This is a genomic window from Pelorhabdus sp. sgz311002 (assembly GCF_056134285.1).
Genome location: NZ_JBWBCL010000008.1, coordinates 78,198 through 103,677, shown reverse-complemented (window position 1 = coordinate 103,677; position 25,480 = coordinate 78,198). Strand labels below are relative to the sequence as shown.

The window sequence follows — 25,480 nt, the reverse complement described above, 5'->3', positions numbered from 1 at the left end:
AATATAAATTCGTTAGAGCGATGAGGTATTCCCAAGCATCACTTAGTAGGTAGAAGTTTGGGAAAAGCCCAACACATACGCTGGTATGTGAATTAAAAAGAAAAGGATGTTTGATTAATGAGCAATGGCGTATTATCAGGAATTCGAGTCTTGGATTTTACTCAGTTTTTATCAGGACCTTATTGCGGCATGTTTTTAGCTGATATGGGAGCTGATGTAATTAAAGTAGAAAATCTAGTGACCAAAGGTGAGTTTGTCAGAAATGCTCGGCCTAAAGAGAAGAAAACCGGGCGCAGTATGTATTTTCAGAACTTAAACCGGAATAAGCGCGGTGTTAGTCTCAATCTAAAAACCGAGGTAGGGAAGAAGATTTTTGCGGAACTAATTAAGGGCGCTGATGTGTTGATTGAAAATATGAAACCAGGCGTTATTGGTAAACTCGGTTTTAGCTATGAAGCTTGTAAAGCTTTAAATCCGAAAATTATTGTTGCGTCTATTTCTGGTTTCGGTCAGTACGGGCCTTATTCGAATCGTCCCGGTTATGATTTAATTGCGCAAGCTATGGGCGGATCTATGAGCATTACAGGCTGGCCGGGAGAAGAACCAACACGGGCTGGTATGGCTATCGGCGATATGATGGCTGGCATGAATGCGGCGATTGGAATTTTGGGTTCGATTATCAAACGGCAGAAAACGGGAATGGGTCAGCATATTGATGTGGCCTTAGTCGACAGTATTGTTTCCGGCTTGGAAGCCAAAGCCATGCAGTATGTCTATGAAGGTAAAGCGCCTGAAAAGACAGGCAATAAATATATTTCTTCGGCTCCCTATGATTCATTCCGGGCGAAAGACGCTGATTTTGTGATTGCCAGTGGTACGGACAAGCATTTCGTTGCTTTGTCAGAAGCGATGGGACTATCGGAACTAGCGAATGATCCCTTATATATTGATACAGAAGCCAGAAAGAAAAATGCCGACTCGCTAAAAGCAATTATTAACAAATGGGCCAGTGATAAAACGGCGAATGAGTGTGTGGATATTATTCTTGGCGTAGATGTCCCGGCTGGTCCGATCTATGATATCAAAGATGTTTACGAAGACAAAAATATTAGCGAAGTGCGGCAGATGTTCGTCAAGGTAAATCACGCGGCGGCAGGCGAACTGACTGTACTGGGCAACCCGATTAAGATGAGCGAATATCCTTGCGAATATAAACAGGCGGCGCCTGATTTGGGCGAACATAATACCGAGATTTTGCTTGAAGCTGGTTTTAGTCAAGAACAAATTGCTGCTTTTAAAAAGGCTGGAGTCATTAATTAATTGGGAGATGAATTTATGAGACGGAAGATCAGGATTGTGGAAGCTTGTCCGCGCGACGGTTGGCAAAATCATAAAACAATGATTCCGCTAGCAACAAAAATTGAATATGTCAAAAAAATGATTGCTTATGGCGCCCGGAGTTTTGATGTCACTTCTTTCGTGAATGCAAAGCGAGTGCCGCAAATGGCCGGGGCGGCTGAACTATTACAAAGTCTGCAGTTGTATGGCGCTGAGAATAATTTAGAGCTTGAATTGATGGCGCTTGTTTTGAATAAACGCGGCGTAGAAGATGCGATTGCAGCCGGGGCCAAAACGATCCAGTTTGTACTGTCAGCTAGCGAAGAACACAATATGAGAAATTCACGCTGTTCTATTGCAGAATCGTTAGCAGCGTTTAAAGAAATGGCAAGTGAAGTACAAGACGTAAAAATTACGCTGGCGCTAGCTTGTGCCTTGGGATCTCCTTTTGGGGATGAAGTGCCTGTAGAGCGGCTTATCAATTTATGTCAAACCGCCTTTTCACTTGGCGTTAAAAATATTGGCCTAGCTGATACGGCCGGAATTAGCAGCCCTGCTCATACACGCGCTGTGCTGCAGCAGTTGAAGCAGGAATTTACGACTTTAGAAGCTTTTTCACTGCATTTGCATGATTCGCGCGGTATGGGACTTATCAATGCCTTCGTTGCTGTTGAAGCCGGAATTACTTCCCTAGATGCTTCCTTAGGCGGCATGGGCGGCTGTCCTTTTGTGCCGCGAGCTAAAGGGAATATTGCCACAGAGGATCTGGTCAACATGCTGCATTCGCTTGGTTATGAAACAGGCTATGACTTAGACAAGGTGATTGCTACTGCCCTGGAAATGGGAGAAGCAATTGACGCGGAAATCAATACGTGCCTTACCAAAGTAGGCGTATGTAAAGGAGAGGAAACAAGATGAAAGAATTGCTAACAGGAGATGAGGCCGTAGCAAGAGGCGCCTATGAAGCGGGGGTAGTTTTTGCTTCTGCTTATCCCGGTACTCCCAGTACGGAAATTCTCGAAAATGTAAGTTTGTATCAGGAGATTTACTCAGAGTGGGCGCCTAATGAGAAAGTCGCTATGGAAGCGGGGATTGGTGCTGCCATTGCCGGGGTTCGCTCACTAGTCGCTATGAAGCATGTCGGTGTTAATGTAGCATCAGATCCGTTATTTACTTATAGTTATCTTGGGGTGAACGGCGGCTTTGTTTTTATATCAGCTGATGATCCGGGCATGCATTCTTCCCAGAACGAGCAGGATAACCGCAATTATGCCAAATTCGCCAAAATTGCTATGCTTGAGCCGTCCGACTCCCAGGAATCGAAAGATATGATAAAAGAAGCGTATCGCGTTAGTGAGGAATATGGCGTAGCTGTTATGTTTCGCATGACAACTCGTGTCTGCCATTCTAAAAGTTTAGTGGAATTAGGGGAAAGAACGGAAGTGCCTGTAGTTCCTTATGTGAAGAATCGCGAAAAAATGGATCCTGTTCCGGCTATTTCCAAGAAATTGCGTATTGGTATGGTCGATCGCGATAAACGACTGAAAGAGTATACCGAAACAACATCGCTTAATTTTGAAGAATGGAATACGGACGAAATTGGCGTGGTAGCAGCTGGCGTTGCCTATAATTATGCGAAGGAAGTGTTTGGCAATAAAGCTTCTTATTTGAAACTAGGCTTTACTTGCCCGCTGCCCCTGGAAAAAATCCGTAGTTTCCGTCAAAAAGTGAAGAAATTATATATCATTGAAGAGCTTGATCCTTTTATGGAAGAGCAGATTAAAGCAGCTGGTATTGACTGTATTGGCAAAGAAGTGATTCCGGATATTGATGAACTCAATCCAGATATTATTGCTAAGGCTGTGTTTAATCAGACCGTAGAAGCTCTGGAGGTACCAGGCAATTTAACGACAGATCGTCCGCCTGCGCTTTGCGCTGGCTGTCCTCATCGCGGTTTTTTTTATGAGTTGAAGCAGCGAAAAGATACTGTTATGGTCGGTGATATTGGCTGTTATGCGCTTGGCGGCTCTGAACCGCTCAATGCGAAAGATATGGCTTTGTGTATGGGCAGTGCCTTTTCCGTTGCGCACGGAATGCAGAAAGCCTTTGAGAAAAGCGGTCAGAAGAAGAAGATTGTCAGTGTCATGGGCGATTCGACTTTTTTCCATACAGGCATTAATGCGCTGACCGAAGTGGCCTATAATAAGTCTTCGGTGATCTGTGCGATTTTAGATAACCGAATTACTGGTATGACTGGTCATCAGGAGAATCCTGGTACTGGCTATACTCTTTCAGGTGAGGTAACCGAAGTTCTTGACATTGAAGCTGTCGTCCGTTCGCTAGGGATTAAGCAGGTTAGAACAGTAAATCCCTTAGAGTTAGCTGATATGAAAGCGGCTTTTGACTGGGCTTACAGTATAGAGACAGAACCAACTGTTATTATTACGAAATGGCCTTGTATTTTGAAAAAATTCTCGAAAGAAGATAAAGCAGAGTTTGATCTTGATAGGACGCTTTGCATGGTAAATGCAGAGAAGTGTATTGGCTGCAAAAAATGTTTATCCACAGGCTGTCCGGCGCTGCGGTTCAATGGGGCCGCGAAGAAAGTTGCCATTAGTGAGGCCGATTGTACAGGCTGCCGGATTTGCAGCCAGGTTTGTCCGGTAAAAGCTATTGAAAGGAAGGGGAAATAATCCATGTCTGACGTAAAGAATGTATTGTTTGTCGGCGTTGGCGGACAAGGCGCAATTCTAGCTAGTAAAATTCTTACTATGGGATTAATCGAAAATGGTTACGATGTGAAAATGTCAGAAGTTCATGGCATGAGTCAGCGCGGCGGCAGTGTTAGCACGCAAGTACGTTTCGGCAAAAAAGTATATTCGCCGATTATTGGCCAGGGCAGTGCTGACGTACTCGTTGCTTTTGAAGAAATGGAAGCCGCACGATATGCCAAGTTTTTGAAAAAAGATGGCAAGATTGTTGTAAATACCTATCAGATTCCTTCTATGCCAGTTCTGGCAGGAAAAACTATGTATCCAGACGGAATTATTGCAACTCTGAGCGATAAGGCGTCTACTTTGGCAATTAATGCTGCCGAGTTGGCAATTGAAGCAGGCAATCCGAAGAGCGCTAATGTGGTGCTGCTAGGCGCCTTGGTTAAAGCTTTGAAGATGGAAGATATTGATTGGCGGGCGATTATTACTAAAGCAGTAAAACCGCAGTTTGTTGCAGTAAATGTCAAAGCTTTTGAAATTGGCCTAGCCAGTTTATAGTGTGAAAGGAGTAAGTTATGGATTTTGCTGCTATTTCGCTAGTTTTCCTCGTGCTAACGATTTTGATCGGTCTAAAAACCAGGCAAAATGTAGGGCTTATTGCGCTGATGGCGGCATATATTTTATGCCGTCTCAGCGGGACTCCTGAAGTAGATATGATCAAAGGATTTAATACCGGGTTGTTTTTGATGCTCCTTGGTGTAATGATTTTATTCGGCGTGGCTCAAGTGAATGGAACAATGGAGCTGATCGCTAAAAAAATCATTGCTTTAACTGGATCTAAAACGCACTTGATTCCTTTTGTCATTTATTTTGTGAGTATTCTGATTTCTTCTGTTGGCCCGGGCGCTTTAGCTGGTTTAATTCTAATGAGCGTCTTTTCCATGTCGCTAGCCAAAGAAATGAAGGTATCGCCGCTGCTGTTAGGAGCGATGGGCTTTTTCGGTACAAATGTAGGCGGCGTTTGTCCTGTTGCTGTAAATGGGATTATTCTTGATACTCTGGCCCACGAAGCTGGACATGGGGCGGTTAGCGCCTCTGTGATGATTAGTGAATTTGTTTCTGTTACGATTTTAGTCACTTTGCTTTATTTTTATTATGGCGGTCATAAAATTAATGTCGCTTCACCTTTTAAACTTAAAGAACTGCCTGCTTTTAATAAAAAGCAAAGTGTCACTCTCTTGGGAATTCTCTTAATGGTTTTCTTTGTGTTTGCCTTTAAAGCCAATGTCGGATTAATTTCCTTTGTGATCGCCACCTTGTTGCTGCTCATTCATGCTGCTGATTCGAAGGAAGTTCTAGGGACTGTTGGTTGGAACACGATTATATTGATTACTGGCTTTGGTGTATTGATGAAGATTATCATTAGTCTTGGCGGCATTGCACTATTAGCTAAAGGTCTAAGCGCTTTTATGAATTCCTTTACTGCGCCAGCCTTTGTATCATTGACTAGCAGTCTATTATCACTATTTTGCAGTGTATCTGGTGTTGTACTTCCTACTGTAGCGACTATGATTCCTGATATTATCAAAGCATTAGGGACTGGATCTTATCCCGAAATGATGGCAGCTATGTCGGTTGGCGCTCATATTTCAGGTATTTCGCCGTTTACAGGTGGGGCGATTCTTTTATCCGCCTATGAAACAATTTTGCATGAAAGCGCCCAGGCTAGAGAACAGTTTTACCAGGGATTGATGAAGATCGCTGGTATCGCCATGCTTTTTGCCGCTGTAGTGGCGCTCACTGGTATTTTTAGAGTTTTGTAAGGATTTATAAAAATATTGTTTGTTTCAGTTTTGCTAAGACGAAAGGCTCCTCATCATGTTTTTACATGGGGGGCCTTTTGCTTGTTGTATAGGGGGATTTTCGTGATGTAAGTACGATTCGCCTTAAATGAGCTATCTTTTATTTGAATTTTATGAAATGCCATAGGAGATAGCAGATAAAATGCTATAATAATTGTCAGATGGGGAGAAAAGGGAGGAATTGAAGCGTGGAAAAATGCCAGGAAGCGATTCCATGGTATCGTGATTATCGATGGATTATTGTCGCTATTATGTTGTTAGGATCTGTAGTCAATTATTTGGATCGGGTAAATTTAAGTATTGCCAATACGACAATTTCGCGGGAATTTGGCTTAGATCCGATTCAAATGGGCTTGCTGTTATCGGCGTTTATGTGGCCCTATTCGCTGGCCAATTTGCCAGCAGGCTGGTTTATCGATAAATTTGGTACTCATAAAATCTTTTTAGGCGCTATTGGAATCTGGTCGTTGGCGACGATTGCCGGTGGCTTTGTGCTAGGTTTTACATCTATGTATATTACCAGAGTTCTGCTGGGAATTGCGGAAGCGCCTTTTTTCATTATTGGCGGGCAGATTACGCAACGGTACTTTGCCGAAAAGGATCGCGGTATGGCTTCTTCCGTCATTAATTTAGGACCAAAGATTGCTAATGGTTTTGCACCGCCGCTGCTTACATTTCTTATGATTTATCTTGGGTGGCGCGGCATGTTTATCTGTCTTGGCTTGATGGGCCTTGCGGTACTTGCTTTGTGGCTGAAGTTTTATCGCAAGGATGATCTGGAATTTGTCGTAAAAGGAGCTGTTGAGCTTACTAACAGCAAAGTAAAGCCTAATTTTTGGAAACTGTTCAATCATCCGACGTCTTGGTGGTTTAATATTGGCAATGCCGGTACGTCTTATGTATTTTGGCTTTACTTTACCTGGCTGCCTACGTATTTAACAACACAGCGTCATATGTCGCTGACAACAGCAGGTTGGGTTTCAGCCATTCCCTTTATTGCCGGGGTTATTGCCGTACCGATTGGCGGCTATATTTCGGACTACCTTATTAAGCGTGGTATGAATGTGATTAAGGCGCGAATGGTTCCTGCTGTAGGGGGCTGCATTCTAGCCGCTGTTGCTGTTATTCCGGTCAACTACGTACAGGATACAACGATTGCGATTGCGCTTATTACCGTGAGTCTGTTTGCTGGGGCGTTACGGGTTGGCGTTTTGTGGGCTTTGGTAGGAGATTTAGCACCGGCAGAAGCTGTAGGAACGTTTGGCGGGATTCAAAACTTTGCCAGTTTTGTCGGTGGTACGTTGGCGCCGATTTGTACAGGCTATATTTTGCAGGCGACAGGGTCCTATGATATGGTTTTTGTGGTGAGTGGTATTCTTTGCCTCTTCGGGGCTATTAGTTATGCCCTTGTACGGCGGCCTATCACGAGTGAGGAAGTCTTAGAAAAAAAGTGCTCTTAAAAAAGTGCTCTTAAAAATGTAAACTGTCGCACTAAAATGCTTTCTTATAGGAAAGCTGCTTTTAGTGCGACAGTTTTTTAGTGGGAGGATTCTTTGATTTTTTGTGCGGCAGAAACTTTTAGGACTGTAAAGTAGACCCAACAAGCGTTGATCAGCATGAGTAGGCTGGTGACAAAGAAGACGGAGCGAATTCCGAGAAAAGCGGCAGTCTGGCCGCCTAGTACAGAACCACTGAACATTCCTAAAAATTGTGCCGATTGATTATAGCCGAAAATCCGTCCGGTTACTTGATCAGGCGTTGTTCGTTTAATGAGCGTGTTGACAGAGGGCAGTAAAGCCGCTGTTGCTAAACCTAACAGAAAGCGCAGACCGAGCAGTTGCCACTCGTTTTTTACAAAGGCCTGAGGAATAAAGAGAAGACTGGCAATAAATAAGGCAGCAGTCATTACTTTTTCCGGCCCGATTTTATCAGAAAGTTTGCCAAGGCGAGGAGCGGAAATCATGCTTGCCAGCCCGGAAGCTGCAAAAACTAAACCAGAAATTAAGGCTACATGATCGGTTTCCAACATGAGCTGTTTGATATAGACCGTGATGATGGGTTCGATGGAAAATAAGGCGGCGCTTAAGAGATAGGTAGTTAAAAACATGGATAACAGCAATTCCTTTTGCGGAATCATTTGCCAAACTTGCTTTGTCGTGAAGATTTTTTTATCGCCTAGAGTGAAGTTTTCTTTTACAAAACAAAGTGTTAGGGCAAAAGCAATAAGGAGTAAAACGCTTGTTGATAAAAATACGCTTCTTACGCCGAGAAACTCTGCTAGAAATCCGCCAATGAGCGGGCCTAAGAGTGAGCCGCCAACCATGCCTGTAGACAAGGTGCCTAAAGCCCAACCAGCTCGATCTCGCGGTGTTTGCGTAGCAATCAAGGTAATTGCGCCGGAGTTGAAGCCGGAAATCGTCCCCATGAGCAACCGCAAGCCGACTAATTGATATACTGACGTGACAAAGCTCATGAAAAATAATACAATCGCCATTCCGAGACTGGCTCGAAGCAGCATAGCTTTTCGGCCAAAACGGTCAGCTGCTTGCCCCCACAGTGGCGAAACGAGTGCCATCATCATTCCCGTAATTCCAAAGGCAAGGCCTGACCACATTTCGATGCTTTCCAGATCAGAGACTCCCAAGTGCTCCACATAAAGCGGTAAGATCGGAGCAATCTGACTTAAGGCTGAGGCGGTAGCAAAAGCGCCAATCCAACAGATGAATAAATTCCTTTTCCACATTTCCATAAACAGACCTCGCTTATCGGCTTTCTTTGAGAGCTTCAATACCGTACAGAAAAGTAGCAATCATTTGCTCATAGCTGTCTTCTTTGTTCGCTTTTTGAATAAACCAACCAGCTGCTTCTAAGGAAAGAAAACCGTGCATGACGCTGCGAAGACCGCGTAGCGCATGGGTTGTATTGTCTTCGTCTAGGTTATAGCCGTTCAGTACGGTTCGAATTACTGACATTAAGTCTTGTAGCGCTTGCTGCAGATCTTGATTTTCTCGATTGGGTGTTGCGACAATGGCGCTGTATAAACCGGGACGCTCATGAGCAAAGGCGCGATATTCGCGGGCAATTGCTTTAATGGCATCGTTTTTTGCTTTGCCAATAGCAGCTTGACTGATTTTTTTCTGCATTTCTCTTACGGCAAAGATAGAAAGGCTTTGTTTGAGATGGGCCAGACTATCAATATGATTATAAAGAGAGGGTTTTTGAACGCCAAGTTTTGCCGCTACCGCTGTTAGGGTTACTGTTTCTAATCCGGTATGATCCGCTATTGCAGCGGCAGTTTCAATAATAATTTGAAATGTAAGGCCGACAGGGGCTCCCATGTAAATCACTGCTTTCTCTTATGATTTAAGACTAATTACTATAGTTATAAGACTAATTTTGTTAGTTGTCAAATTATAATAGTAAAAAATAAAAATTTTCAGTGCGATTTATAAAAAAACTTCTAGCACGTTTATGCTAGAAGGTATGGGTATATTCGATTTCGGTTTTGCGAATGGGGATATCGAAGGTAATTGTTTGAGCAACTATGTACTTTAGGGAAAGGCGATCTTGCGGCGTTAAAGCTTGGATGAAGGCGATTTGAAAGCCTCTTAGACTATTATCATAACCGCCAAGACTTGCTTTCCCTTCTGGTACGGCCTGATCTTGAATTTCGCCGCCAAGTATTTTTATCGCCTGATATTCTGTGGGCTGATAGTTGATTCCTACTAGGATTCCCTGGTTTTGATCAGGGGCGGAAGAACGGACATATTCAGCCAAATACTCTGCTTTTCCCAGGGGCAAATTCACGCTAAAGCCGGTAAAGGTTGTGGCTTTTTCCAGATGGGGAATGTGAAGGGCGCTGGCCATGAAGCGGGTGGAACCAGCAAAGTAGGCGATTTCGCCGCCGGAAATAGTATGGCTAGCGCTATCAGAAAATAAAGCAGAGTCTAATCTGCCGAAGGTGGCATGATATTGAATTCGGCCTGTCGTTGTACGCCAATCAATTCCTTTAAACATACCAAAGCCAGCATTCGAGCTATTATCAAACATCGCGCCGTAAGCCCCTAAGTAAGTATCTTGGCTGCCAATTTTCAATAGCATATTCTTGTTGTTAACAAGCACGCCATACTGATCTAGACTGCTGTTATTTTCTTTGGTGGCAGAACCCGCGTAAGATTGATGGCCAAAGCGGAAAAAAATCTCGGTTTGTTCTGAAAGGGCTTGGTGAAAATTTAGCCGCAAGGTTCTCTCTGTATCGCTGATATCAGCTACGTCAGAGCGATGATAACGGATGGTTTCATATTTTAGCGTGGTTTCCCCGTCAATTGTAAGGGGGGCGGTGGCGGCTGGGGAAGTGGCGGCAGCTAATAGAAAAGCGGTTAGAAGCATTGGGCGTAGGGCGGCATGGGCCATGCGATACATCCTTTCAGAAAATAAATTATTGGCATTTCTTATTCGCGCTTTCCGACAAAAGTCCTGTAATTTTTCCTGGTAAAATAATAAGAGAATTATTTGGTATTTTTTTCCTATTTATGACTTGGCAATTCTCGGTGAAATGGTGTACAATCTATAGAGTTGAGAAAGATATTCGCCAAGTAGTTTGTGTGATGAATATGGGAGGAACGAAAGTGAGCGAGAAAGACTCGAAAGATATCCGCTGTGAAGCAGCCGATGAAACAGCCGAAGCCTTGCATCAGGTGATAGAAGAGGCTCAGCGTCAGGAGAAAAAGTTAGCAGAGCGTTTATGGCGCGCGGTGAGTGGACCGGAAGAACTCACGAGTTACTTAGGGTATTTGACCAAGGATGAATTGACGGAAATACGGGTAAACTTAAAGGTTAAGAATGCTAGCAACTTGAAGAAACAGGAGCTTGCCGATTTACTTGTCATGGCGATTCCTACGGGCGTTGCTGAGGCAGCGGCGCTGATTTTTGATGAAGAGCGGTGGCGGTGGTTTAAACGATTTGCCACGCAAGAAGTAAACTTCTATACCACGAAAATACGACTTGACTTTATTCGATATTTTAAAAGCTATGGCTTTTTAGGCACTGGTACTTGTGATGAGAAGACGATTTTTTGGATGCCTACTGGTGTGAAGCAGGCTTTTCAGGCTTTAAATGAAGGCAAGCTTTATGAAATGATCAGGCAAAATACTGAGTGGATTTATGCTACACAGGGTTTACTTTATTATTATGGCTTGTTGGAAAAAGATCAGCTTGTAGCGCTCGTGCAGGAAAAAGGGATTGTTGCAACGCAGGATATTTCCCGTTATTTGGCGGTCATTGCTGAAGCTGCGGCTTGCTATGGTCAAATTGTAATTGATAAAGAGGTTTATGCCGATTATCGTGTGAAAGATCGGGCCTATATTCTAGGAGAACAGAAAAGTCGTGCTGAACTTCCTTACTGTTCCTTTTTAAAGCAGCAATTTGTGAAGGCTGGTAAACCCGGTTTTGTTGATAAAAACTCTGCTTCAGAGAATTTCCTGCGCTTTATGAAAGAGTGCTATTCGCTCAATCGGGAAGAGGCGGCGGCATTAGCCGAAGATTGTTTTTATATTATCAACAATAGTAAAGGCAGTGGCGATCTCTTAGCTTACTTATCAAAAGGGTATGAGTTTCCTAGTGACTCTTTTCAAGATACCTTACTTCCCTATGTGGCAGCGCTTCATAATCAGACGCGCATGTGGGTGTTGAAGGGGTATAAACCGGTAGAACTTGTGGAGGATGAATCGGCGAAATTGCAGCCTTGTCAGGAACTGAGCAACGTAAATGAGGCGGTGCCAGTCAAGATCGGTCGCAATGATCCTTGCCCTTGTAATAGCGGGAAAAAATACAAAAAGTGCTGCGGCAAATAGCTGCAAAAAGCCCAGCTTTTCTATTTATAGAGAGCTGGGCATACTTGTAGTTCTAGTCGGATTTGTTTGACTTTTTTGCAAACAAGTGATATAAATAAGTTACATTAACTGTTATTTCATAATTGCATAAGATTGAAATAGGTGCCCATAGGGCTTAATAGGGAAGTCCGGTGCAAGGCCGGCGCGGTCCCGCCACTGTAATGGGAAGCGAAACCAGAAAATGCCACTGAGACGATTGTCTTGGGAAGGTTTGGATGAGCGATGATCCAGAGTCAGGAGAACTGCCTGTTTAACAATCACCGTTTTAACCCACGAGCGATGGGGAGGGGATTAAAGAGTTCGATCTTTTTTTCCTGGCCAAAAGCCAGGATTTTTGATTTCAGCGCTCTTTTGAAATAAGACCTTTCTTGCTTTAAGAAAGGTTTTTTTATGACCTATTTTTAATTTATGGAGGTTTTTGCAATGGCAGGTATTTTTTATGGTGTGGGCGTAGGCCCTGGAGATCCGGAGCTTCTTACATTAAAAGCGATTAATTTGATTAAGTCGGCTGATATTATTATTGCGCCAAAAACGGAGAAGAAAGAAGGCAGTGTGGCGCTTACAATTGCTAAACCTTATATTAAGGACACGGCTGAAATTGCAACTCTTGTATTTCCTATGGTTTCCGACCAAACTCAATTGAATGATGCCTGGGCTAGTAATAAGGAAACAATCGTGAACTATTTAGATGAAGGAAAGACGGTTGTCTTTTTAACTTTGGGCGATCCTATGTTCTACAGTACTTATATTTATGTATACAGACTGTTAAAAGACTGTGGACATCCCATTGAAACGATTCCTGGCATTACGGCTTTCTGCGCCATTGGCAGCAAATTAGGTTATCCTATCGTCGAAGGGGACGATGTACTGAATATTATTCCAGCCACGATGGAAGAAGAAAAAATGGAACAGGCTTTCGCTACAGCCGATAATGTAGTGCTTATGAAAGTTTATAAAAATTTCCCGCAGGTTTTGGAAAAATTAAAACGTCATGGCTTGGCCAAACAAGCTGTCATGATCAGCCGCTGCGGCCTAGACGGCGAACAAGTGGTACATAACTTGTCTGATCTGAATGATGATCATAAACTGAACTATTTATCAACCATTGTAGCAAGACGGGGCTAATCGCTTCCTGCATCTAACGGAGCAGCGAAAGGAAGAGACTGCAATGAAAAAGTATATGTTTTTGCTGGCACTCCTTTGTGGCGTGGCAGCACTTTTCTTTGCCGGCTGTGGTGCGCAAAAATCTGCCGATCAAGGGAAAGACGGGAATTATTTAACCATACAAGATAATGCCGGACGCACAGTTACTTTAACGAAAAAACCGGAAAAAGTCGTAGTGCTTTCTACCTCTTTTTTAGATCTATTATATTCTGTCGATGGGAAAGCCGCAGGCAGGCCCAGTTCTAAAACGGAATCGGTGCCAGAGGCTGCTGCTTCTGTGCCGGAAGTCGGCTTTGTCTATAATGTGAATTTAGAAAAAGTAATGGCTTTGCAACCGGATTTAGTCATTGCCGTGCAGGGAATGCATGAAAAGCTTTTGCCAACGCTGGAAAGTAATCACATTCCGGTTTTGCTTTTGAAATATAAGACGTTAGAAGATACGCTGACAACGATTACTTTACTTGGTAAGATTGTCGGGACAGAGAGCAAAGCTTCTCAATTAGTACAATCCATTCAAGACAAAATCAGCGCCATAAAAGCCAAAGTGCCGCAAGGACCGCCGTTGAAGGTGGCGATTTTGCATGCTACGTCGAAAAGTGTAACAGTCGAGCTTGATAATACGATTGCTGGCAGTATAGCGAAACGTCTGGGCCTTGTCAATGTTGCTTCGGGAACGACGGCGCCTGATAAAGACAGTGATAATGTGCCTTATAGTTTAGAGAAACTGGTGGATTCCAATCCTGATATGGTTTTTGTGGTCACCATGGGCAATGCCGCGGAAATTGGCGCAAGGATGAAAAGCGATGTAGAAAGTAATCCAGCTTGGAGTACTCTCGCTGCTGTGAAAAATCAGAAGGTTTACTTTTTGCCGTCTGATTTGTTTTTGCTCAATCCTGGTCTGAAAATTCCTGATGCTGTAGAATATATGGCTAAAATCGTCTATCCTGAGGTGTATGGCCGTGTTCAATAAACGAAACTTTTCTTCTGGTGATGGTCGACTTGGGCGTCGCGTACTTGTTTTAGCTTTGCTTGTTCTGGCTTTTGCCGCTTCCTTTGTCTATAGTTTAGCTACAGGCGCTGTAACAATTTCCTGGCAGGAAATTGTTACAACGCTTTTTTCGCAAGGGGCGGGAAATCCGATTATTTTTAATATTCGATTGCCGCGCACACTTGTAGGCGCTTTAGTGGGACTGAATCTAGCCTTATCTGGGGCTATTTTGCAGTCGATCATGAAAAGTCCTTTGGCAGATCCCCACATTATTGGCGTTTCCTCTGGGGCTGGTCTTGCTGGTATTTTAATTTTGATTTTATTCCCTCACTGGGAGTATTTACTCACGCCAGTAGCTTTTTGCGGTGCCATGGCGGCGACGATGGCAATTTATATTTTGGCCTGGAAAGGCGGCATTCGTCCGGTACGGATTATTTTAGCGGGGGTAGCTGTTTCGGCTTTTCTGGGAGCAGGCATTGCTGGTTTATTAGTCTTCTTTAGTGATCGGGTTCATGGCGCTCTTATGTGGATGGTTGGCGGGCTATCGGCAAGAAGCTGGCCCCATTTTTATGCCATGCTGCCTTACACGATACTTGGCTCTCTCGTGGCTTTTTTCAGTACGCGTAGCTTAAATGTATTAGAACTCGGCGATGAAGTGGCTGCTGGTTTGGGACTTGCTGTCGAGAGAACGCGTCTCTTACTCACTGCTGTGGCCGCGCTGCTAGCGGCTAGCGCTGTCAGTGTAGCTGGACTGCTTGGCTTTGTGGGCCTGGTAGTGCCGCACGCAGCAAGACTGCTTATTGGTTCTGATTATCGTTATGTGCTGCCTGCTTCCGCGTTGCTAGGTGCGGCGGTTGTGACTTTTAGCGATACAATGGCCCGAACGGTTTTTGCGCCAGTGGAACTGCCTGTGGGCATTATTATGGCTTTTGCTGGCGCTCCCTTTTTCCTCTATCTATTAAGGAGGGAACCGTAATGCTTATAGCGCAGAATGTAACCGTTCAGTTTGGCGCGAAACTTTTGTTCCAGGATTTATCTTTGACGATTCAAGAAGGTACGATCGTTTCGATTATTGGGCCAAATGGGTCTGGCAAGAGTACTTTTTTAAAAACCTTATCGCGTGCCTTAAAACCGCAGCAGGGAAAAATTCTGCTTGATGGCAAGGAGCTTTATGCTGTTTCGGCAGCAGAGTTGGCCCGAACTATGGCTGTATTGCCGCAGACGCCGAGTGCTCCCAGCGATTTGACAGTGCGTGATTTAATTAGTTATGGTCGCTTTCCTCATCAACGTTGGTGGAAAAATACGCAAAAAGAAGATGCATCTTTTATTGAATGGGCGATCGAAACAACGCAGCTGACAAAGTTAGCTGACCGGATTGTGGCAACTCTTTCGGGCGGTGAACGTCAGAGAGTTTGGTTGGCGATGGCTTTAGCCCAAAAACCACGTCTCTTGCTGCTTGATGAGCCGACAACGTATCTTGATATTTCTCATCAGTTAGAAATTCTCGAACTCATTGCCAGACTCAATCGGGAGGAAAAGATTACTGTTATCATGGTACTTCATGATATGAATCATGCAGCACGGTATTCTGATCAGATTGCTGTGCTGAGTAGCGGCGCTTTATATAGCGCTGGTTCGCCTGCCGATGTAATTACCAAGCAGATGTTGCGGGAAGTGTTTCGGATTGAGGCCGATATCTGGCTTGATGAAACAGGTAGGCCCTTATCACTGGCCCGTTCGCTGGCGAAAGGAAATGAGGAGACACTATGATTGAGATTTGCGAACTTGTAAAACAGTATGGGCAAAGGCGAGCCATTGACCATTTGAATCTTTCCATTGGCGATGGTGAAATTTTTGGTTTGCTAGGCCCAAATGGCGCTGGCAAGACCACTTTGATCCGGATTCTAACAATGCTGACATCCTATCAAGAAGGTTCTGTTTTGATTCAAAAACAACCTATTGCGACAGACTCCATTGCCATAAAGGCTTTGATTGGTGTTGTACCGCAGCATTTTAATCTCGATTCGGATCTTACGGCGTGGGAAAACCTAGAGCTTCATGGGCGTTTGCATCATATTCCTAAAGCGGTTCGCCATAAGAAAATTGCTGAGTTGCTTGCTTTTGTCGAATTGGATACTCGGTCTGGCGATATGGTTCAAACCTTTTCTGGCGGAATGAAACGGCGACTGATGATTGCCAGAGCTTTGCTGCACGAACCCAAGATTCTCTTTTTAGATGAACCGACAGTGGGTCTTGATCCGCAGGTACGACGTAAACTTTGGGACCTGATCCGCAGTCTCAATCAGTCTGGTTTGACTGTACTTCTTACAACACATTATATCGAGGAAGCAGAAGCGCTTTGTGATCGTGTGGCTATTCTCGAAAAAGGACGACTCTTAGTAACGGACACGCCGACAGAGCTCTGTCGGCGTGTTGGGCAGTTTGCTTTGGAATGGATGGAAGAGGGCGTTTTGCAGGCACGGTTTTTTGAGGAACGCGAAACTGCTGTGGCGGCAATGGGGCAGTTAAGCGGTACGGCGGCCTTACGAAAGACGAATTTGGAAGATGTGTTTGTGGAACTTACGGGAAGGAAGGTTTCAGAATAATGCTATCTGATATTTTTACAGTTTTTTGGCGGGACTGGCTAGTTTTGAACCGACGCCTAGGGCGATTTATTTTATCGCGTATGGTATCGCCAATTCTCTATCTTGTTGCTTTTGGCTGGGGTCTTGGCAGTCAAATTCAGGTACAGCAGGGAAGCTATCTTGACTATATTGTACCAGGTATTGTGGCGCTGAACTCGATGATTATTAGTTTTAACGCCGTAGGGACGCCCGTAAATATGGCGAGACTGTACCATAAAACACTAGAAGAATACCAGATTGCGCCGATTCAGCCTGCTGCTTTTGTGTTGGGAAAAGTCCTTTCCGGGATGCTGCGCGGCGTCATTTCTTCCCTGGTTATTTTGATTTTAGCGTTTGTATTTGGCGCTAAATTATCGCTTTCTATGGGCTTTTGGTTACTGTTGCTATTAAACTGCGCTCTGTTTGCGTCACTTGGCTTTGTTGCGGCGATGTTGATGAATTCTCATGAGGAAATGGCAAATTTCAACACGTATGTATTGACCCCTATGTCGTTTCTCTGCGCTACTTTTTTTTCCAGCGACAGACTTCCCGTTGTTTTGCAGGGGGTGGTGCAGTTGCTTCCGTTAACTCATGCTAGTCAAGGATTACGTCTTGTTGGCAGTGGGGCGCCGCTGCCGCTATTTTCTGCTGGCGTATTAGCATTCTATGTGATCATTCTTATTGGGACAGGACTTTGGCAGATGAAGCGGCTTAGTCGCTAAGCAATTCGTTACTATAGTGATTACAATATAGTAACCTGACCCAGTTTCTGCTATTTAAAGGGAAATAAAGGATAGACAAAAAGCGTTGCCTTGTATACAATGAATTTATAAGCGGTTTATTTGTAGAAAAATGCAATATTTTAGTAATAAAGGCAATAGACTTTTATTTCTATTCGTAAGGGCTGGTGAGATTTTGATGAAGCGGGTACTTATTGTGGATGATGCAATGTTTATGCGTCTTAGTATTAAGACAATGTTGCAGAAGAATGGCTATGAAGTTGTGGGGGAAGCTGTAGACGGCAATCAGGCTGTAACGCAGTTTCAAACGTTACAGCCTGATATTGTGACTATGGATATTACAATGCCAAATTCTGATGGGGTAACAGCGTTAAAGCAAATTAAAGCGATTGATCAAAACGCCACAGTCTTAATGATTACTGCGCTGGGGCATGAGAATAGTGTTCGTGAAGCCATTATGGCTGGTGCGAAAGGCTTTGTAGTCAAGCCTTTTGAAGAAGCAACATTAGTAAAGGCTTTGGCAAAACTTTAATTTTTTAAGGTGCTTGGTGATAGTTCTTTGGCAGCTGGCTGGTCAAGAAGCCACAGGATTTCTCCTTGGGTTGGTTGAACAAGCTGGGCAGGATAGGGCGGCTCATGTGGCGGAGTGTTTAGAATTTCTGCCAAAATAGCCGCTTTTGCTGTTCCTGTTGCTAAAAAAACAATTTTTTTTGCTTGGTTTAAAAGTGGATAGGTAAAGGTGATACGGGCCTCTGGCTGTGTTTGCGGAAATACAGCTCTCACGAGAGCCTGTTTTTCTTTTAGGGCGGGGCAACCGGGAAAGAGTGATGCGGTATGGCCGTCGGCGCCAAGTCCGAGAAAAATGAGGTCAAAGCGAGGCGGAGCGGAAGCAAAGGTGGTTTTTAAGTCTGTCTCATAGCGAAGCGCTGCTTCCTCTGGCGCTTCTTTGGTATTTATGGTGTGAATGTTTTCCGGTGGCAGCGGGACATGGCTTAGCCAAGCGTCATAGGTCATTTTCTGATTACTGCGCGCCGAGTTAGCGGGGACACAGCGTTCATCGCCCCAGAAAATATGGACTTTTTCCCAGAGGATTGTTGTGAGGTAGGGCGGCTCTTTTAAAAGTTCATAGACTTTTTGCGGGGTTGTACCGCCTGCCACGGCTACATAGAAATAGCCCTGTTTCTCTATGGCTTGTAAAGCAGTTTGATGAAAAAGATCGGCAGCTGCCTTCGCGGCAGCTGCTTCTGTTTCATAAATTTTCAGCATGAGGAGCCTCCTTTTTTCGGTTCCATACAGGCTGGTAACAGCCAGGAACGACGGTCGCGGGCAATCAACGCTTCGGCATCAGGCGGCCCCCATTGACCAGCCTGGTAATTCGGAAAGTTAAGTTCCGGTGCATTTTGCCAAACTTCCAAAAGGGGACGCATAACGGACCAAGCGGCTTCCACTTGATCGGCCCGCATAAAGAGAGCCGGATCTCCGCGCATTACGTCGACGAGCAATGTTTCATAGGCGTCAGGTGACACGGAGGAAAAGGCTTCGCGATAGGAATAATACATGTCGACCGGTTTTAATTTCATGCCGAGACCCGGCTCTTTCGCTTGAGTTCGCAGCAAAATGCCTTGGTTTGGCTCAATTTTAATAACGAGTCGGTTCGATTGGATCAATTGGGTGTTTAGATGGGAAAACGGGTGATGGGGCACAGGACGAAACTGCAGAGAGATTTCGGAAACCCTAGCTGGCATGCGTTTTCCTGTACGGAGATAGAAAGGGACTCCCTGCCAGCGCCAGTTGTCGATAAATAACTTTACGGCAGCAAAGGTTTCAACATTTGAGTCGGGGGCGACGGCATGTTCCTCGCGATAACCAGGAACTTCTTTGCCGTTAATCCAGCCTCGGCCGTATTGGCCGCGTACGGCGTAGAAGGGGACGTCATCTTCCAAGATGGGATGGATGGCATGCATAACATCAATTTTTTTATTATGAATTTCGTCGGCTTGGAATGACGTAGGCGGTTCCATAGCCATGAAACAAAGTAGCTGCATCAGATGATTTTGCATCATATCGCGAAGGGCTCCGGCCGTTTCGTAGTAGCCGCCGCGTTCGCCTACGCCGAGCTGCTCGGCTACCGTAATTTGAATATGATCAATGAAATTGCGGTTCCATACAGGCTCCCAGACTGCGTTGGCAAATCGGAAGGCTAGGATATTTTGCACTGTTTCTTTACCAAGATAGTGATCAATGCGGTAAATTTGTTCTTCCGCAAAATATTTGAGCAGTTCGCTGTTGAGTCGTCGAGCTGATAAAAGATCATTGCCGAAGGGCTTTTCAATGACTAAGCGATACCGACGGTCGCCGCGTAGCGGAGCGCTTTCGCCCAAATGTTGGACAATCGGCGAAAAGAGCAGTGGCGGTGTGGCCAAATAAAACAAGAGATTAGGCGGCGTTGGCCAGTCGCGGCCTGCTGTGGATAAGAGGTATTCGTAAGTGGCGGGATCACTATAATCTGCCTGCAGGTATTCCAGACAAGCGGCAAAGTCTTCCCAGTCGGCATCCTGTGAAGGACCGCGGCGGGAAAATTTATCAATTCCCTGGCGCAACCGATCGCGAAATGTTTCTACAGTAAAGCTGCTTCTAGCTAGTCCGATGATCTTGATAGGACTCGGCAAATAACCGTCAAGGTATAAATTATATAGGGCAGGAAATACTTTGCGCTGAGCCAGATCGCCGGAAGCGCCGAAAACGATAATGACGGTTGGGTCAAGTTGCAGGTTGCGTGCCAAGTGAATCAACTCCTTTTGGTGGTAAATCAGGTTTACATTTACCTGTAGTATTTCTCTAAAAAGAGTAAAAATCCTTTGGTAGTCAGGAAAGAACCCCGATTTTACTGTTGGAGCAGGAAAGAATCGCTGTAAGGCGAATCCTTAATAAGGAAATTTGTTTAGGAAAATTGGAGGGAGTGGATAAGACATGAATTTTCGTTTTTTACACAATAACCTAAATGTATTCGATCTTGATAAGAGTTTAGCCTTCTATCAAGAGGCTCTGGGCCTTAAAGAGGTGCGGCGGAAGGAAGCGGCTGACGGCAGCTTTATTCTTGTTTTTCTCGGCGATGGACAAACAAGTCATCAGCTTGAATTGACTTGGCTCAGAGATCGCAAAGAACCTTATAATCTCGGCGACAATGAAATTCATCTTGCCTTTGCGGCGCCGGATTTTGCTGCTGCTCACGAGCTCCATCAAAAAATGGGCTGCATCTGCTATGAAAATGCCGCTATGGGGATCTATTTTATTAGTGATCCTGATGGCTACTGGTTGGAAGTTATTCCGCCTCGCGATTGATTTCTAAAATTATATTGTTTTTTATGAGAAAAGCTGCCCCAACCAAGGCCTGTATCAGGCGATGGTTGGTGGCAGCTTTTTTGTAAGCAATGATTTTGGAGAAGCATTTTTTAAAACTCTACAGTTTAAGGATTTACTTTTTCTCGGAAAGTTTGTAAACCGTCCTTCATTTCAATGATTACAGCACTCTTAACGGGATCATGGAATTCATTGAACGTAATGAGACCGGAAACCGCTTGATAATCTTTGGTTTTTGCCAGCTCATCTTTGATTTTTACTGGTTCGGCGCTATTGGCCCGTTTCATAGCTTCAATGATCATTTTCGTTGCGTCATAAGATAAAGCGGCAAAAGCGTCTGGTGTTTGGCCATATTCTTTCTTATAGCTTTCGACAAAGGTCTTTACAGCCGGGCTGTTGTCATCAGGTGAGTAATGATTGCTGAAGAAGGTGTTATTTAAAGCAGCCTTACCAGCAATTTCCGGCAGTTTTGCTGAATCCCAACCATCGCCGCCCAGGAAGGGAACATTTAAGCCTAATTCGCGGCTCTGCTTAATAATCATGCCGACTTCTTGATAGTAGCCAGGCACAAAGACAACATCAGGATTCGTTGCTTTAATTTTGGTCAAGGTTGCTTTAAAATCAGTATCTTTGGCTAGATAGGCTTCTTCTGAAACAATAGTTCCGCCATTTTTAATAAAGGTTTCTTTAAAGAATTGGCCAAGGCCTTTGGCATAATCGCTGGAATTATCGAGGTATAAGGCCGCTGTTTTTCCTTTGAGGGATTTCGTGGCAAAGTTAGCCATAACAGAACCTTGGAAAGGATCAATGAACGCAGCTCGGAACATGAAATCGCGAACTTTATTCGTACCAGGGTCAACGGTAACTTTCGGGTTGGATGCTGTTGGGCTGATTGCTAACACTTTATTGTCCTGATTGACCTGTGCACCAGCGATAACACTGGAGGAGGCAATTGGAGCAATTACAGCGGCAACTTTATCTTGTGTAATTAATTTTTGCATAGCATTGGCTGCTTCGGCTGCTTCGCTCTTATTATCAGCAACGACAAGGGAAAGCTGTTTGCCAAGTACGCCGCCTTGGGCGTTGACTTCTTTAATGGCTAGCTTTGCTCCGTTAGCAGCAGATTGACCGAAAGTAGCATTCGTTCCTGTCATTTCTAGGTTAGCGCCTAACTTAATTTCATTTGCGGCTTGTTGGCTGCCGCCGCAGCCGCTCAATAAAGACGCAGCAAGCAGGCCTGACAGCAAGAGGCTTGTCAGACGAAATTTTTTCGTTTTTAACATCTCTTTTCTCCCCATCTCATTAGAATGTCATAAAAACTTCCCTTAATGTCTTTTGCAAAAGGGTGTTTGTACGCCTACATAGATCATTATAGAATTTTCACCGAATTGTGTCAATGCACAATGGAAAAAAGTTTATTATTTTATGAAAGGTGTCTTTTGGGACGAAACAAGCTAAGGACTTCCTCTTTTCGCGGAAACTCTAGTAGGAACCAAGGCTTTTATACAGAATATAAACTAAGAAGCAGATTATTAGGAGGAATAAGATGAGAAAGACTTTTTTGATGATTACAACGATTTTTCTTGTGAATATGTTTTTTGTAAGCGGCTGTTTTAGCAGTACGCCCACTGAAACGGAAAAGCAAGCAAAGCAGTCTGAGCCGCAGGCGGCAAACCAAGCCGAGAAGGCACAAAACCATGTTGCTGTTTTCGATACGTCCATGGGAACTTTCAAGGTTGAGCTTTTTGAAGACAAGGCGCCGAAAACTACTAAGAATTTTATCGATTTAGTGAATAAAGGGTTTTATAATGGGTTAACCTTTCATCGGGTCATTGACAATTTTATGATTCAAGGCGGCGATCCCAATGGCAATGGCACCGGGGGGCCTGGCTATACGATTCCTGACGAGTTTCATCCTGATTTAAAGTTTAACTCTCCCGGTATTTTGGCAATGGCCAATGCCGGACCGAATACCGGTGGTTCACAGTTTTTTATTACGGTGAAAGAAACGCCATGGTTAGACCGCCATCATGCCATTTTCGGCAAGGTGGTTAATGGTTTTGCTGTTGTTCTTAATATTAGTAAAGTTTCGACGGATGGCCGTGACAAGCCCGTAAAACCCGTTATCGTCAATAAGATTACGATTGAATAGAAAATTATGGCTTATGTATATATGGTAAAATGTGTTGATGGTACTTTTTATACAGGCTGGACGGTCAATCTGGAGCAGCGGCTTCAGCGGCATAATGCTGGCAAAGGGGCGCGTTATACAAGGGCGCGCCGTCCCGTTTCCCTGATTTATTGGGAGGCCTGCTCTGACCGCAGTGAGGCGCAAAAACGGGAAGCAGCGATAAAGAAACTTGACAGGGCGCAAAAAGAGCGCCTTGTCGTTATGTTTAGGGAGATACGAAGTGATGAATATTCTAGCTTGTGAAGAGCTTTGCAAAGGCTTTTCTGATAAAACTTTATTTGACCATATTACACTGCATATCGATTCTGGCGATAAAATTGGTTTGATTGGTGTAAATGGTACGGGAAAATCAACGCTGCTAAAATTGATTGCCGGACAGCTTTCGCCTGATGCTGGTAAGCTTTGGGTGAACAGCCAAGCTACGGTGCGCTATTTGCCGCAACAAACGGATTTTTTGCCGGAAGCAACTGTACTGGAGGAGGTATTTAGCGGCGATTTACCAGTGATGGTTTGTCTGCGCCAGTATGAGGCCGCGCTGCAGGCCTTAGAGCAAGATCCTGGTAGTCAAGCGGCCCAACAGCACTTGCTGAACTTAACGGCTAAAATGGACGAGTTAGAAGGCTGGCAGCTCGAAACAGAAGCGAAAGCTGCTTTAACAGCTCTTGGCATTACTGATTTTTTGGCGCCGATGCAACAACTGTCAGGTGGTCAAAGAAAGCGAGTGGCTCTTGCGGGGGCCTTGGTTTATCCTTCCGACCTCTTGATTCTTGATGAACCAACAAACCATGTAGATGCTGAAGCCGTCGAATGGCTCGAAGAATTCCTCAATAAACGCAAGGGCGCCTTGCTGATGGTTACCCATGATCGTTATTTTCTGGATCGTGTCGCCAATCGCATGATTGAACTTGATGGCGGTCGGCTTTATACGTATAAAGGCAACTACAGTGATTTTCTCACGTTAAAGGCGGAACGGCTGGAACGGGAAGAAGCAATGGCCGAAAAGCGCGAGAATCTGTATCGCCGAGAGCTTGCCTGGATTCGTCGCGGGGCGCAAGCTCGTTCGACGAAACAGAAGGCGAGGATTGAGCGTTTTGAAGAGCTGAAGGAACAGCCACGGCGTGTAAATCGCGAATCGCTTCAGATGGAAAGCTTGTCAAGCCGCTTAGGTAAGCAAGTCTTGGAATTAAAGGAAGTTACGCTGTCCTTTGACGGACAGGTCATTTTACAGGACTTTAGTTATATTGTCTTGAAAAATGATCGCGTCGGAATTGTGGGCAGCAATGGTCGTGGTAAATCAACGCTCTTAAATCTTATTGATGGTAGGCTGACGCCAGACAGCGGTGTGATTGAGCGAGGTCAGACTGTGAAGATCGGCTATTTTTCTCAGGATACCTTGGAAATGGACGATTCTTTGCGGGTCATTGAATATATCGAAGAAGAAGCGCATTATTTAGAACGGCCAGACGGAACAAGAATCACTGCCGCTCAGCTTTTAGAACGGTTTTTATTTCCTCGTAGCCAACAGTGGACGCTGCTTGGTAAACTTTCCGGCGGTGAGCGGCGGCGATTGCAGCTGCTGCGGATTTTAATGGGAGCGCCCAATGTTTTACTGTTAGACGAACCAACGAATGATTTGGATATCGAAACTTTGACGATCTTGGAAGAGTATCTCGATGAGTTTGCAGGAGCCGTGGTCGCTGTTTCCCATGATCGCTACTTTTTAGATAAAATGGCCGATAAAATCTTTGCATTTGAAGGCCCGGGGGAAGTCGTTCAATATAGCGGTTCTTATAGTGATTATGAAGCAAAACGACAGGAAAAAGAAAACTCTGTAGAGCTGCTTTCAACTAAAGAAAGACAAGTGGCGCCTGTTGTGAAGGAAACCTCCCAACCGCCGCGCCGTCAAAGCGTTAAGCTTACGTTTCAAGAACAAAAAGAATATGATGGGATTGAAACGGCTGTTGCGGAGACGGAGGGGCTCATAAAAGCTCTGGCTTTGGCTATGGAGGGAGCTGCTAGTGATGCTTTTCGGCTCCAAGAACTCTATGACGAGAAGCTGGCTATGGAAAAAAAGCTCGATTTTCTGCTGGAACGCTGGGCTTTTTTGAGCGAAATTGTCGAAGAAATGGAAAAAAATCGCTCGCAATAATTGCCTACAGAAAAGTAATTTTTAGAAATTGCCTCGAAAAATTTGCAAAATCCGTTTGCTGTGGTATAATGATTATGGACATGGAAAAAAGTGAAGTAATACATAAGACGATCTTGCGCCTCTTTATCGTCACAGGTTGAAGGAACAAAGCAGTTTGAGGTATTCCGCTTTTTTCATGGATTTCTTTTACGGGAGGCCATTCATAATGGTAGGAAAAGTTAAATGGTTTAATGCAGAAAAAGGTTTTGGATTTATTGCTCGTGAAGATGGAGACGACGTTTTTGTTCATTTCTCCGCAATTCAAGGCGAAGGTTTCAAAACCCTTGAAGAAGGTCAGAACGTCGAATTTGATATCGTTCAAGGAAACCGTGGACCTCAAGCGGCTAACGTTGTTCGCCTGTAATAACGCGTTGCTTACTAAAAGCACTTCTCAAACGAGAAGTGCTTTTTTTGTGGATT

Annotated in this window: 25 protein-coding genes and 1 riboswitch; of the genes, 19 read left to right on the top strand and 6 right to left on the bottom strand. The window is 44.5% G+C overall.

What is annotated here, in order from left to right:
- Positions 1 to 117: 117 nt before the first annotated feature.
- From AC0NJP_RS12770 to AC0NJP_RS12745, 6 genes are all read left to right on the top strand, one after another.
- Positions 118 to 1,320 carry a CaiB/BaiF CoA transferase family protein gene (locus tag AC0NJP_RS12770; protein WP_474700035.1) on the top strand — a complete coding sequence of 401 codons (1,203 nt, stop codon included), beginning with the start codon at positions 118 to 120 and terminating at the stop codon, positions 1,318 to 1,320.
- Positions 1,321 to 1,335: 15 nt separating this feature from the next.
- Entirely contained in the window at positions 1,336 to 2,256 is a 921-nt protein-coding gene (locus AC0NJP_RS12765) for a hydroxymethylglutaryl-CoA lyase (RefSeq protein WP_474700034.1), read from the top strand.
- Positions 2,253 to 4,031 carry an indolepyruvate ferredoxin oxidoreductase subunit alpha gene (gene iorA, locus AC0NJP_RS12760; RefSeq protein WP_474700033.1) on the top strand — a complete coding sequence of 593 codons (1,779 nt, stop codon included), beginning with the start codon at positions 2,253 to 2,255 and terminating at the stop codon, positions 4,029 to 4,031. Before AC0NJP_RS12765 ends, iorA begins: the two co-directional genes overlap by 4 nt.
- 3 nt (positions 4,032 to 4,034) lie before the next feature.
- The gene (locus AC0NJP_RS12755) at positions 4,035 to 4,610 is read left to right on the top strand and encodes an indolepyruvate oxidoreductase subunit beta (RefSeq protein ID WP_474700032.1); all 576 of its coding nucleotides are present in this window, start codon (positions 4,035 to 4,037) and stop codon (positions 4,608 to 4,610) included.
- A 17-nt stretch (positions 4,611 to 4,627) separates the two neighbouring features.
- Entirely contained in the window at positions 4,628 to 5,875 is a 1,248-nt protein-coding gene (locus AC0NJP_RS12750) for an SLC13 family permease (protein WP_474700031.1), read from the top strand.
- Positions 5,876 to 6,102: 227 nt separating this feature from the next.
- Positions 6,103 to 7,374 (top strand): MFS transporter, encoded by a 1,272-nt coding sequence (locus AC0NJP_RS12745; RefSeq protein WP_474700030.1) that lies wholly within the window; start codon positions 6,103 to 6,105, stop codon positions 7,372 to 7,374.
- A gap of 77 nt (positions 7,375 to 7,451) precedes the next feature.
- On the opposite strand, the gene AC0NJP_RS12740 is transcribed toward AC0NJP_RS12745, so the two are convergent.
- The 3 genes from AC0NJP_RS12740 to AC0NJP_RS12730 all read right to left on the bottom strand — a co-directional run bounded on the left by AC0NJP_RS12740 (position 7,452) and on the right by AC0NJP_RS12730 (position 10,327).
- Complete coding sequence (locus tag AC0NJP_RS12740) at positions 7,452 to 8,663, bottom strand: multidrug efflux MFS transporter (RefSeq protein WP_474700029.1); 1,212 nt, start codon at positions 8,661 to 8,663, stop codon at positions 7,452 to 7,454.
- A 13-nt stretch (positions 8,664 to 8,676) separates the two neighbouring features.
- Positions 8,677 to 9,252 (bottom strand): TetR-like C-terminal domain-containing protein, encoded by a 576-nt coding sequence (locus AC0NJP_RS12735; RefSeq protein WP_474700090.1) that lies wholly within the window; start codon positions 9,250 to 9,252, stop codon positions 8,677 to 8,679.
- Between the two features lie 136 nt (positions 9,253 to 9,388).
- Positions 9,389 to 10,327, bottom strand: a complete 939-nt coding sequence (locus tag AC0NJP_RS12730) for a hypothetical protein (RefSeq protein ID WP_474700028.1) — start codon at positions 10,325 to 10,327, stop codon at positions 9,389 to 9,391.
- 215 nt (positions 10,328 to 10,542) lie between these two features.
- On the opposite strand from AC0NJP_RS12730, the gene AC0NJP_RS12725 reads away from it, so the two are divergent.
- From AC0NJP_RS12725 to AC0NJP_RS12690, 8 genes are all read left to right on the top strand, one after another.
- Complete coding sequence (locus AC0NJP_RS12725; protein WP_474700027.1) at positions 10,543 to 11,766, top strand: YecA family protein; 1,224 nt, start codon at positions 10,543 to 10,545, stop codon at positions 11,764 to 11,766.
- Between the two features lie 122 nt (positions 11,767 to 11,888).
- A riboswitch (cobalamin riboswitch) is annotated at positions 11,889 to 12,069 on the top strand.
- A gap of 159 nt (positions 12,070 to 12,228) precedes the next feature.
- Positions 12,229 to 12,930, top strand: a complete 702-nt coding sequence (gene cobI / locus AC0NJP_RS12720) for a precorrin-2 C(20)-methyltransferase (RefSeq protein ID WP_474700026.1) — start codon at positions 12,229 to 12,231, stop codon at positions 12,928 to 12,930.
- A gap of 43 nt (positions 12,931 to 12,973) precedes the next feature.
- The gene (locus AC0NJP_RS12715; protein WP_474700025.1) at positions 12,974 to 13,939 is read left to right on the top strand and encodes an ABC transporter substrate-binding protein; all 966 of its coding nucleotides are present in this window, start codon (positions 12,974 to 12,976) and stop codon (positions 13,937 to 13,939) included.
- The gene (locus AC0NJP_RS12710) at positions 13,923 to 14,933 is read left to right on the top strand and encodes a FecCD family ABC transporter permease (protein ID WP_474700024.1); all 1,011 of its coding nucleotides are present in this window, start codon (positions 13,923 to 13,925) and stop codon (positions 14,931 to 14,933) included. Before AC0NJP_RS12715 ends, AC0NJP_RS12710 begins: the two co-directional genes overlap by 17 nt.
- Positions 14,933 to 15,727, top strand: a complete 795-nt coding sequence (locus tag AC0NJP_RS12705; protein ID WP_474700023.1) for an ABC transporter ATP-binding protein — start codon at positions 14,933 to 14,935, stop codon at positions 15,725 to 15,727. The genes AC0NJP_RS12710 and AC0NJP_RS12705 overlap by 1 nt, the downstream gene beginning before the upstream one ends.
- Positions 15,724 to 16,563: an ABC transporter ATP-binding protein gene (locus AC0NJP_RS12700; protein ID WP_474700022.1), complete on the top strand. Its 840-nt coding sequence runs from the start codon at positions 15,724 to 15,726 to the stop codon at positions 16,561 to 16,563. Before AC0NJP_RS12705 ends, AC0NJP_RS12700 begins: the two co-directional genes overlap by 4 nt.
- The gene (locus AC0NJP_RS12695; RefSeq protein WP_474700021.1) at positions 16,563 to 17,303 is read left to right on the top strand and encodes an ABC transporter permease; all 741 of its coding nucleotides are present in this window, start codon (positions 16,563 to 16,565) and stop codon (positions 17,301 to 17,303) included. The genes AC0NJP_RS12700 and AC0NJP_RS12695 overlap by 1 nt, the downstream gene beginning before the upstream one ends.
- Before the next feature lie 196 nt (positions 17,304 to 17,499).
- Positions 17,500 to 17,853, top strand: a complete 354-nt coding sequence (locus AC0NJP_RS12690; RefSeq protein ID WP_474700020.1) for a response regulator — start codon at positions 17,500 to 17,502, stop codon at positions 17,851 to 17,853.
- Here AC0NJP_RS12690 and pgl read toward each other — a convergent pair.
- Together pgl and zwf are read right to left on the bottom strand one after the other, a co-directional pair.
- Positions 17,850 to 18,587, bottom strand: coding sequence for a 6-phosphogluconolactonase (pgl, locus tag AC0NJP_RS12685; protein ID WP_474700019.1), 738 nt, complete (start codon positions 18,585 to 18,587; stop codon positions 17,850 to 17,852). The two genes, AC0NJP_RS12690 and pgl, sit on opposite strands and share 4 nt — an antisense overlap.
- Positions 18,581 to 20,104 (bottom strand): glucose-6-phosphate dehydrogenase, encoded by a 1,524-nt coding sequence (zwf, locus tag AC0NJP_RS12680; protein ID WP_474039380.1) that lies wholly within the window; start codon positions 20,102 to 20,104, stop codon positions 18,581 to 18,583. The genes pgl and zwf overlap by 7 nt, the downstream gene beginning before the upstream one ends.
- A 187-nt stretch (positions 20,105 to 20,291) precedes the next feature.
- On the opposite strand from zwf, the gene AC0NJP_RS12675 reads away from it, so the two are divergent.
- Positions 20,292 to 20,663: a VOC family protein gene (locus tag AC0NJP_RS12675; protein ID WP_474039379.1), complete on the top strand. Its 372-nt coding sequence runs from the start codon at positions 20,292 to 20,294 to the stop codon at positions 20,661 to 20,663.
- Between the two features lie 125 nt (positions 20,664 to 20,788).
- Here AC0NJP_RS12675 and AC0NJP_RS12670 read toward each other — a convergent pair whose 3' ends face one another.
- A complete protein-coding gene (locus AC0NJP_RS12670) occupies positions 20,789 to 21,964 on the bottom strand; it encodes an ABC transporter substrate-binding protein (RefSeq protein WP_474039378.1) in 1,176 nt (391 codons plus the stop codon).
- Between the two features lie 263 nt (positions 21,965 to 22,227).
- On the opposite strand from AC0NJP_RS12670, the gene AC0NJP_RS12665 reads away from it, so the two are divergent.
- From AC0NJP_RS12665 to AC0NJP_RS12650, 4 genes are all read left to right on the top strand, one after another.
- A complete protein-coding gene (locus AC0NJP_RS12665) occupies positions 22,228 to 22,833 on the top strand; it encodes a peptidylprolyl isomerase (RefSeq protein ID WP_474039377.1) in 606 nt (201 codons plus the stop codon).
- 6 nt (positions 22,834 to 22,839) lie between these two features.
- Positions 22,840 to 23,115: a GIY-YIG nuclease family protein gene (locus tag AC0NJP_RS12660; RefSeq protein WP_474039376.1), complete on the top strand. Its 276-nt coding sequence runs from the start codon at positions 22,840 to 22,842 to the stop codon at positions 23,113 to 23,115.
- Complete coding sequence (locus AC0NJP_RS12655; protein ID WP_474700089.1) at positions 23,096 to 25,021, top strand: ABC-F family ATP-binding cassette domain-containing protein; 1,926 nt, start codon at positions 23,096 to 23,098, stop codon at positions 25,019 to 25,021. The genes AC0NJP_RS12660 and AC0NJP_RS12655 overlap by 20 nt, the downstream gene beginning before the upstream one ends.
- A gap of 202 nt (positions 25,022 to 25,223) precedes the next feature.
- A complete protein-coding gene (locus AC0NJP_RS12650; RefSeq protein WP_474039734.1) occupies positions 25,224 to 25,424 on the top strand; it encodes a cold shock domain-containing protein in 201 nt (66 codons plus the stop codon).
- The last annotated feature ends 56 nt before the right edge of the window (positions 25,425 to 25,480 follow it).

What these genes read in the sequence shown, in the direction of transcription:
- AC0NJP_RS12730 (WP_474700028.1), bottom strand. Translation starts at nt 10,327, where the DNA reads ATGGCCCATGCCGCCCTACGCCCAATGCTTCTAACCGCTTTTCTATTA.
- AC0NJP_RS12675 (WP_474039379.1), top strand. Translation starts at nt 20,292, where the DNA reads ATGAATTTTCGTTTTTTACACAATAACCTAAATGTATTCGATCTTGAT.
- AC0NJP_RS12770 (WP_474700035.1), top strand. Translation starts at nt 118, where the DNA reads ATGAGCAATGGCGTATTATCAGGAATTCGAGTCTTGGATTTTACTCAG.
- AC0NJP_RS12735 (WP_474700090.1), bottom strand. Translation starts at nt 9,252, where the DNA reads ATGGGAGCCCCTGTCGGCCTTACATTTCAAATTATTATTGAAACTGCC.
- AC0NJP_RS12670 (WP_474039378.1), bottom strand. Translation starts at nt 21,964, where the DNA reads ATGTTAAAAACGAAAAAATTTCGTCTGACAAGCCTCTTGCTGTCAGGC.
- AC0NJP_RS12695 (WP_474700021.1), top strand. Translation starts at nt 16,563, where the DNA reads ATGCTATCTGATATTTTTACAGTTTTTTGGCGGGACTGGCTAGTTTTG.
- AC0NJP_RS12740 (WP_474700029.1), bottom strand. Translation starts at nt 8,663, where the DNA reads ATGGAAATGTGGAAAAGGAATTTATTCATCTGTTGGATTGGCGCTTTT.
- pgl (WP_474700019.1), bottom strand. Translation starts at nt 18,587, where the DNA reads ATGCTGAAAATTTATGAAACAGAAGCAGCTGCCGCGAAGGCAGCTGCC.
- AC0NJP_RS12665 (WP_474039377.1), top strand. Translation starts at nt 22,228, where the DNA reads ATGAGAAAGACTTTTTTGATGATTACAACGATTTTTCTTGTGAATATG.
- AC0NJP_RS12700 (WP_474700022.1), top strand. Translation starts at nt 15,724, where the DNA reads ATGATTGAGATTTGCGAACTTGTAAAACAGTATGGGCAAAGGCGAGCC.
- AC0NJP_RS12765 (WP_474700034.1), top strand. Translation starts at nt 1,336, where the DNA reads ATGAGACGGAAGATCAGGATTGTGGAAGCTTGTCCGCGCGACGGTTGG.
- AC0NJP_RS12715 (WP_474700025.1), top strand. Translation starts at nt 12,974, where the DNA reads ATGAAAAAGTATATGTTTTTGCTGGCACTCCTTTGTGGCGTGGCAGCA.
- AC0NJP_RS12755 (WP_474700032.1), top strand. Translation starts at nt 4,035, where the DNA reads ATGTCTGACGTAAAGAATGTATTGTTTGTCGGCGTTGGCGGACAAGGC.
- AC0NJP_RS12750 (WP_474700031.1), top strand. Translation starts at nt 4,628, where the DNA reads ATGGATTTTGCTGCTATTTCGCTAGTTTTCCTCGTGCTAACGATTTTG.
- iorA (WP_474700033.1), top strand. Translation starts at nt 2,253, where the DNA reads ATGAAAGAATTGCTAACAGGAGATGAGGCCGTAGCAAGAGGCGCCTAT.
- AC0NJP_RS12690 (WP_474700020.1), top strand. Translation starts at nt 17,500, where the DNA reads ATGAAGCGGGTACTTATTGTGGATGATGCAATGTTTATGCGTCTTAGT.
- AC0NJP_RS12655 (WP_474700089.1), top strand. Translation starts at nt 23,096, where the DNA reads ATGAATATTCTAGCTTGTGAAGAGCTTTGCAAAGGCTTTTCTGATAAA.
- AC0NJP_RS12710 (WP_474700024.1), top strand. Translation starts at nt 13,923, where the DNA reads ATGGCCGTGTTCAATAAACGAAACTTTTCTTCTGGTGATGGTCGACTT.
- cobI (WP_474700026.1), top strand. Translation starts at nt 12,229, where the DNA reads ATGGCAGGTATTTTTTATGGTGTGGGCGTAGGCCCTGGAGATCCGGAG.
- AC0NJP_RS12660 (WP_474039376.1), top strand. Translation starts at nt 22,840, where the DNA reads ATGGCTTATGTATATATGGTAAAATGTGTTGATGGTACTTTTTATACA.
- AC0NJP_RS12705 (WP_474700023.1), top strand. Translation starts at nt 14,933, where the DNA reads ATGCTTATAGCGCAGAATGTAACCGTTCAGTTTGGCGCGAAACTTTTG.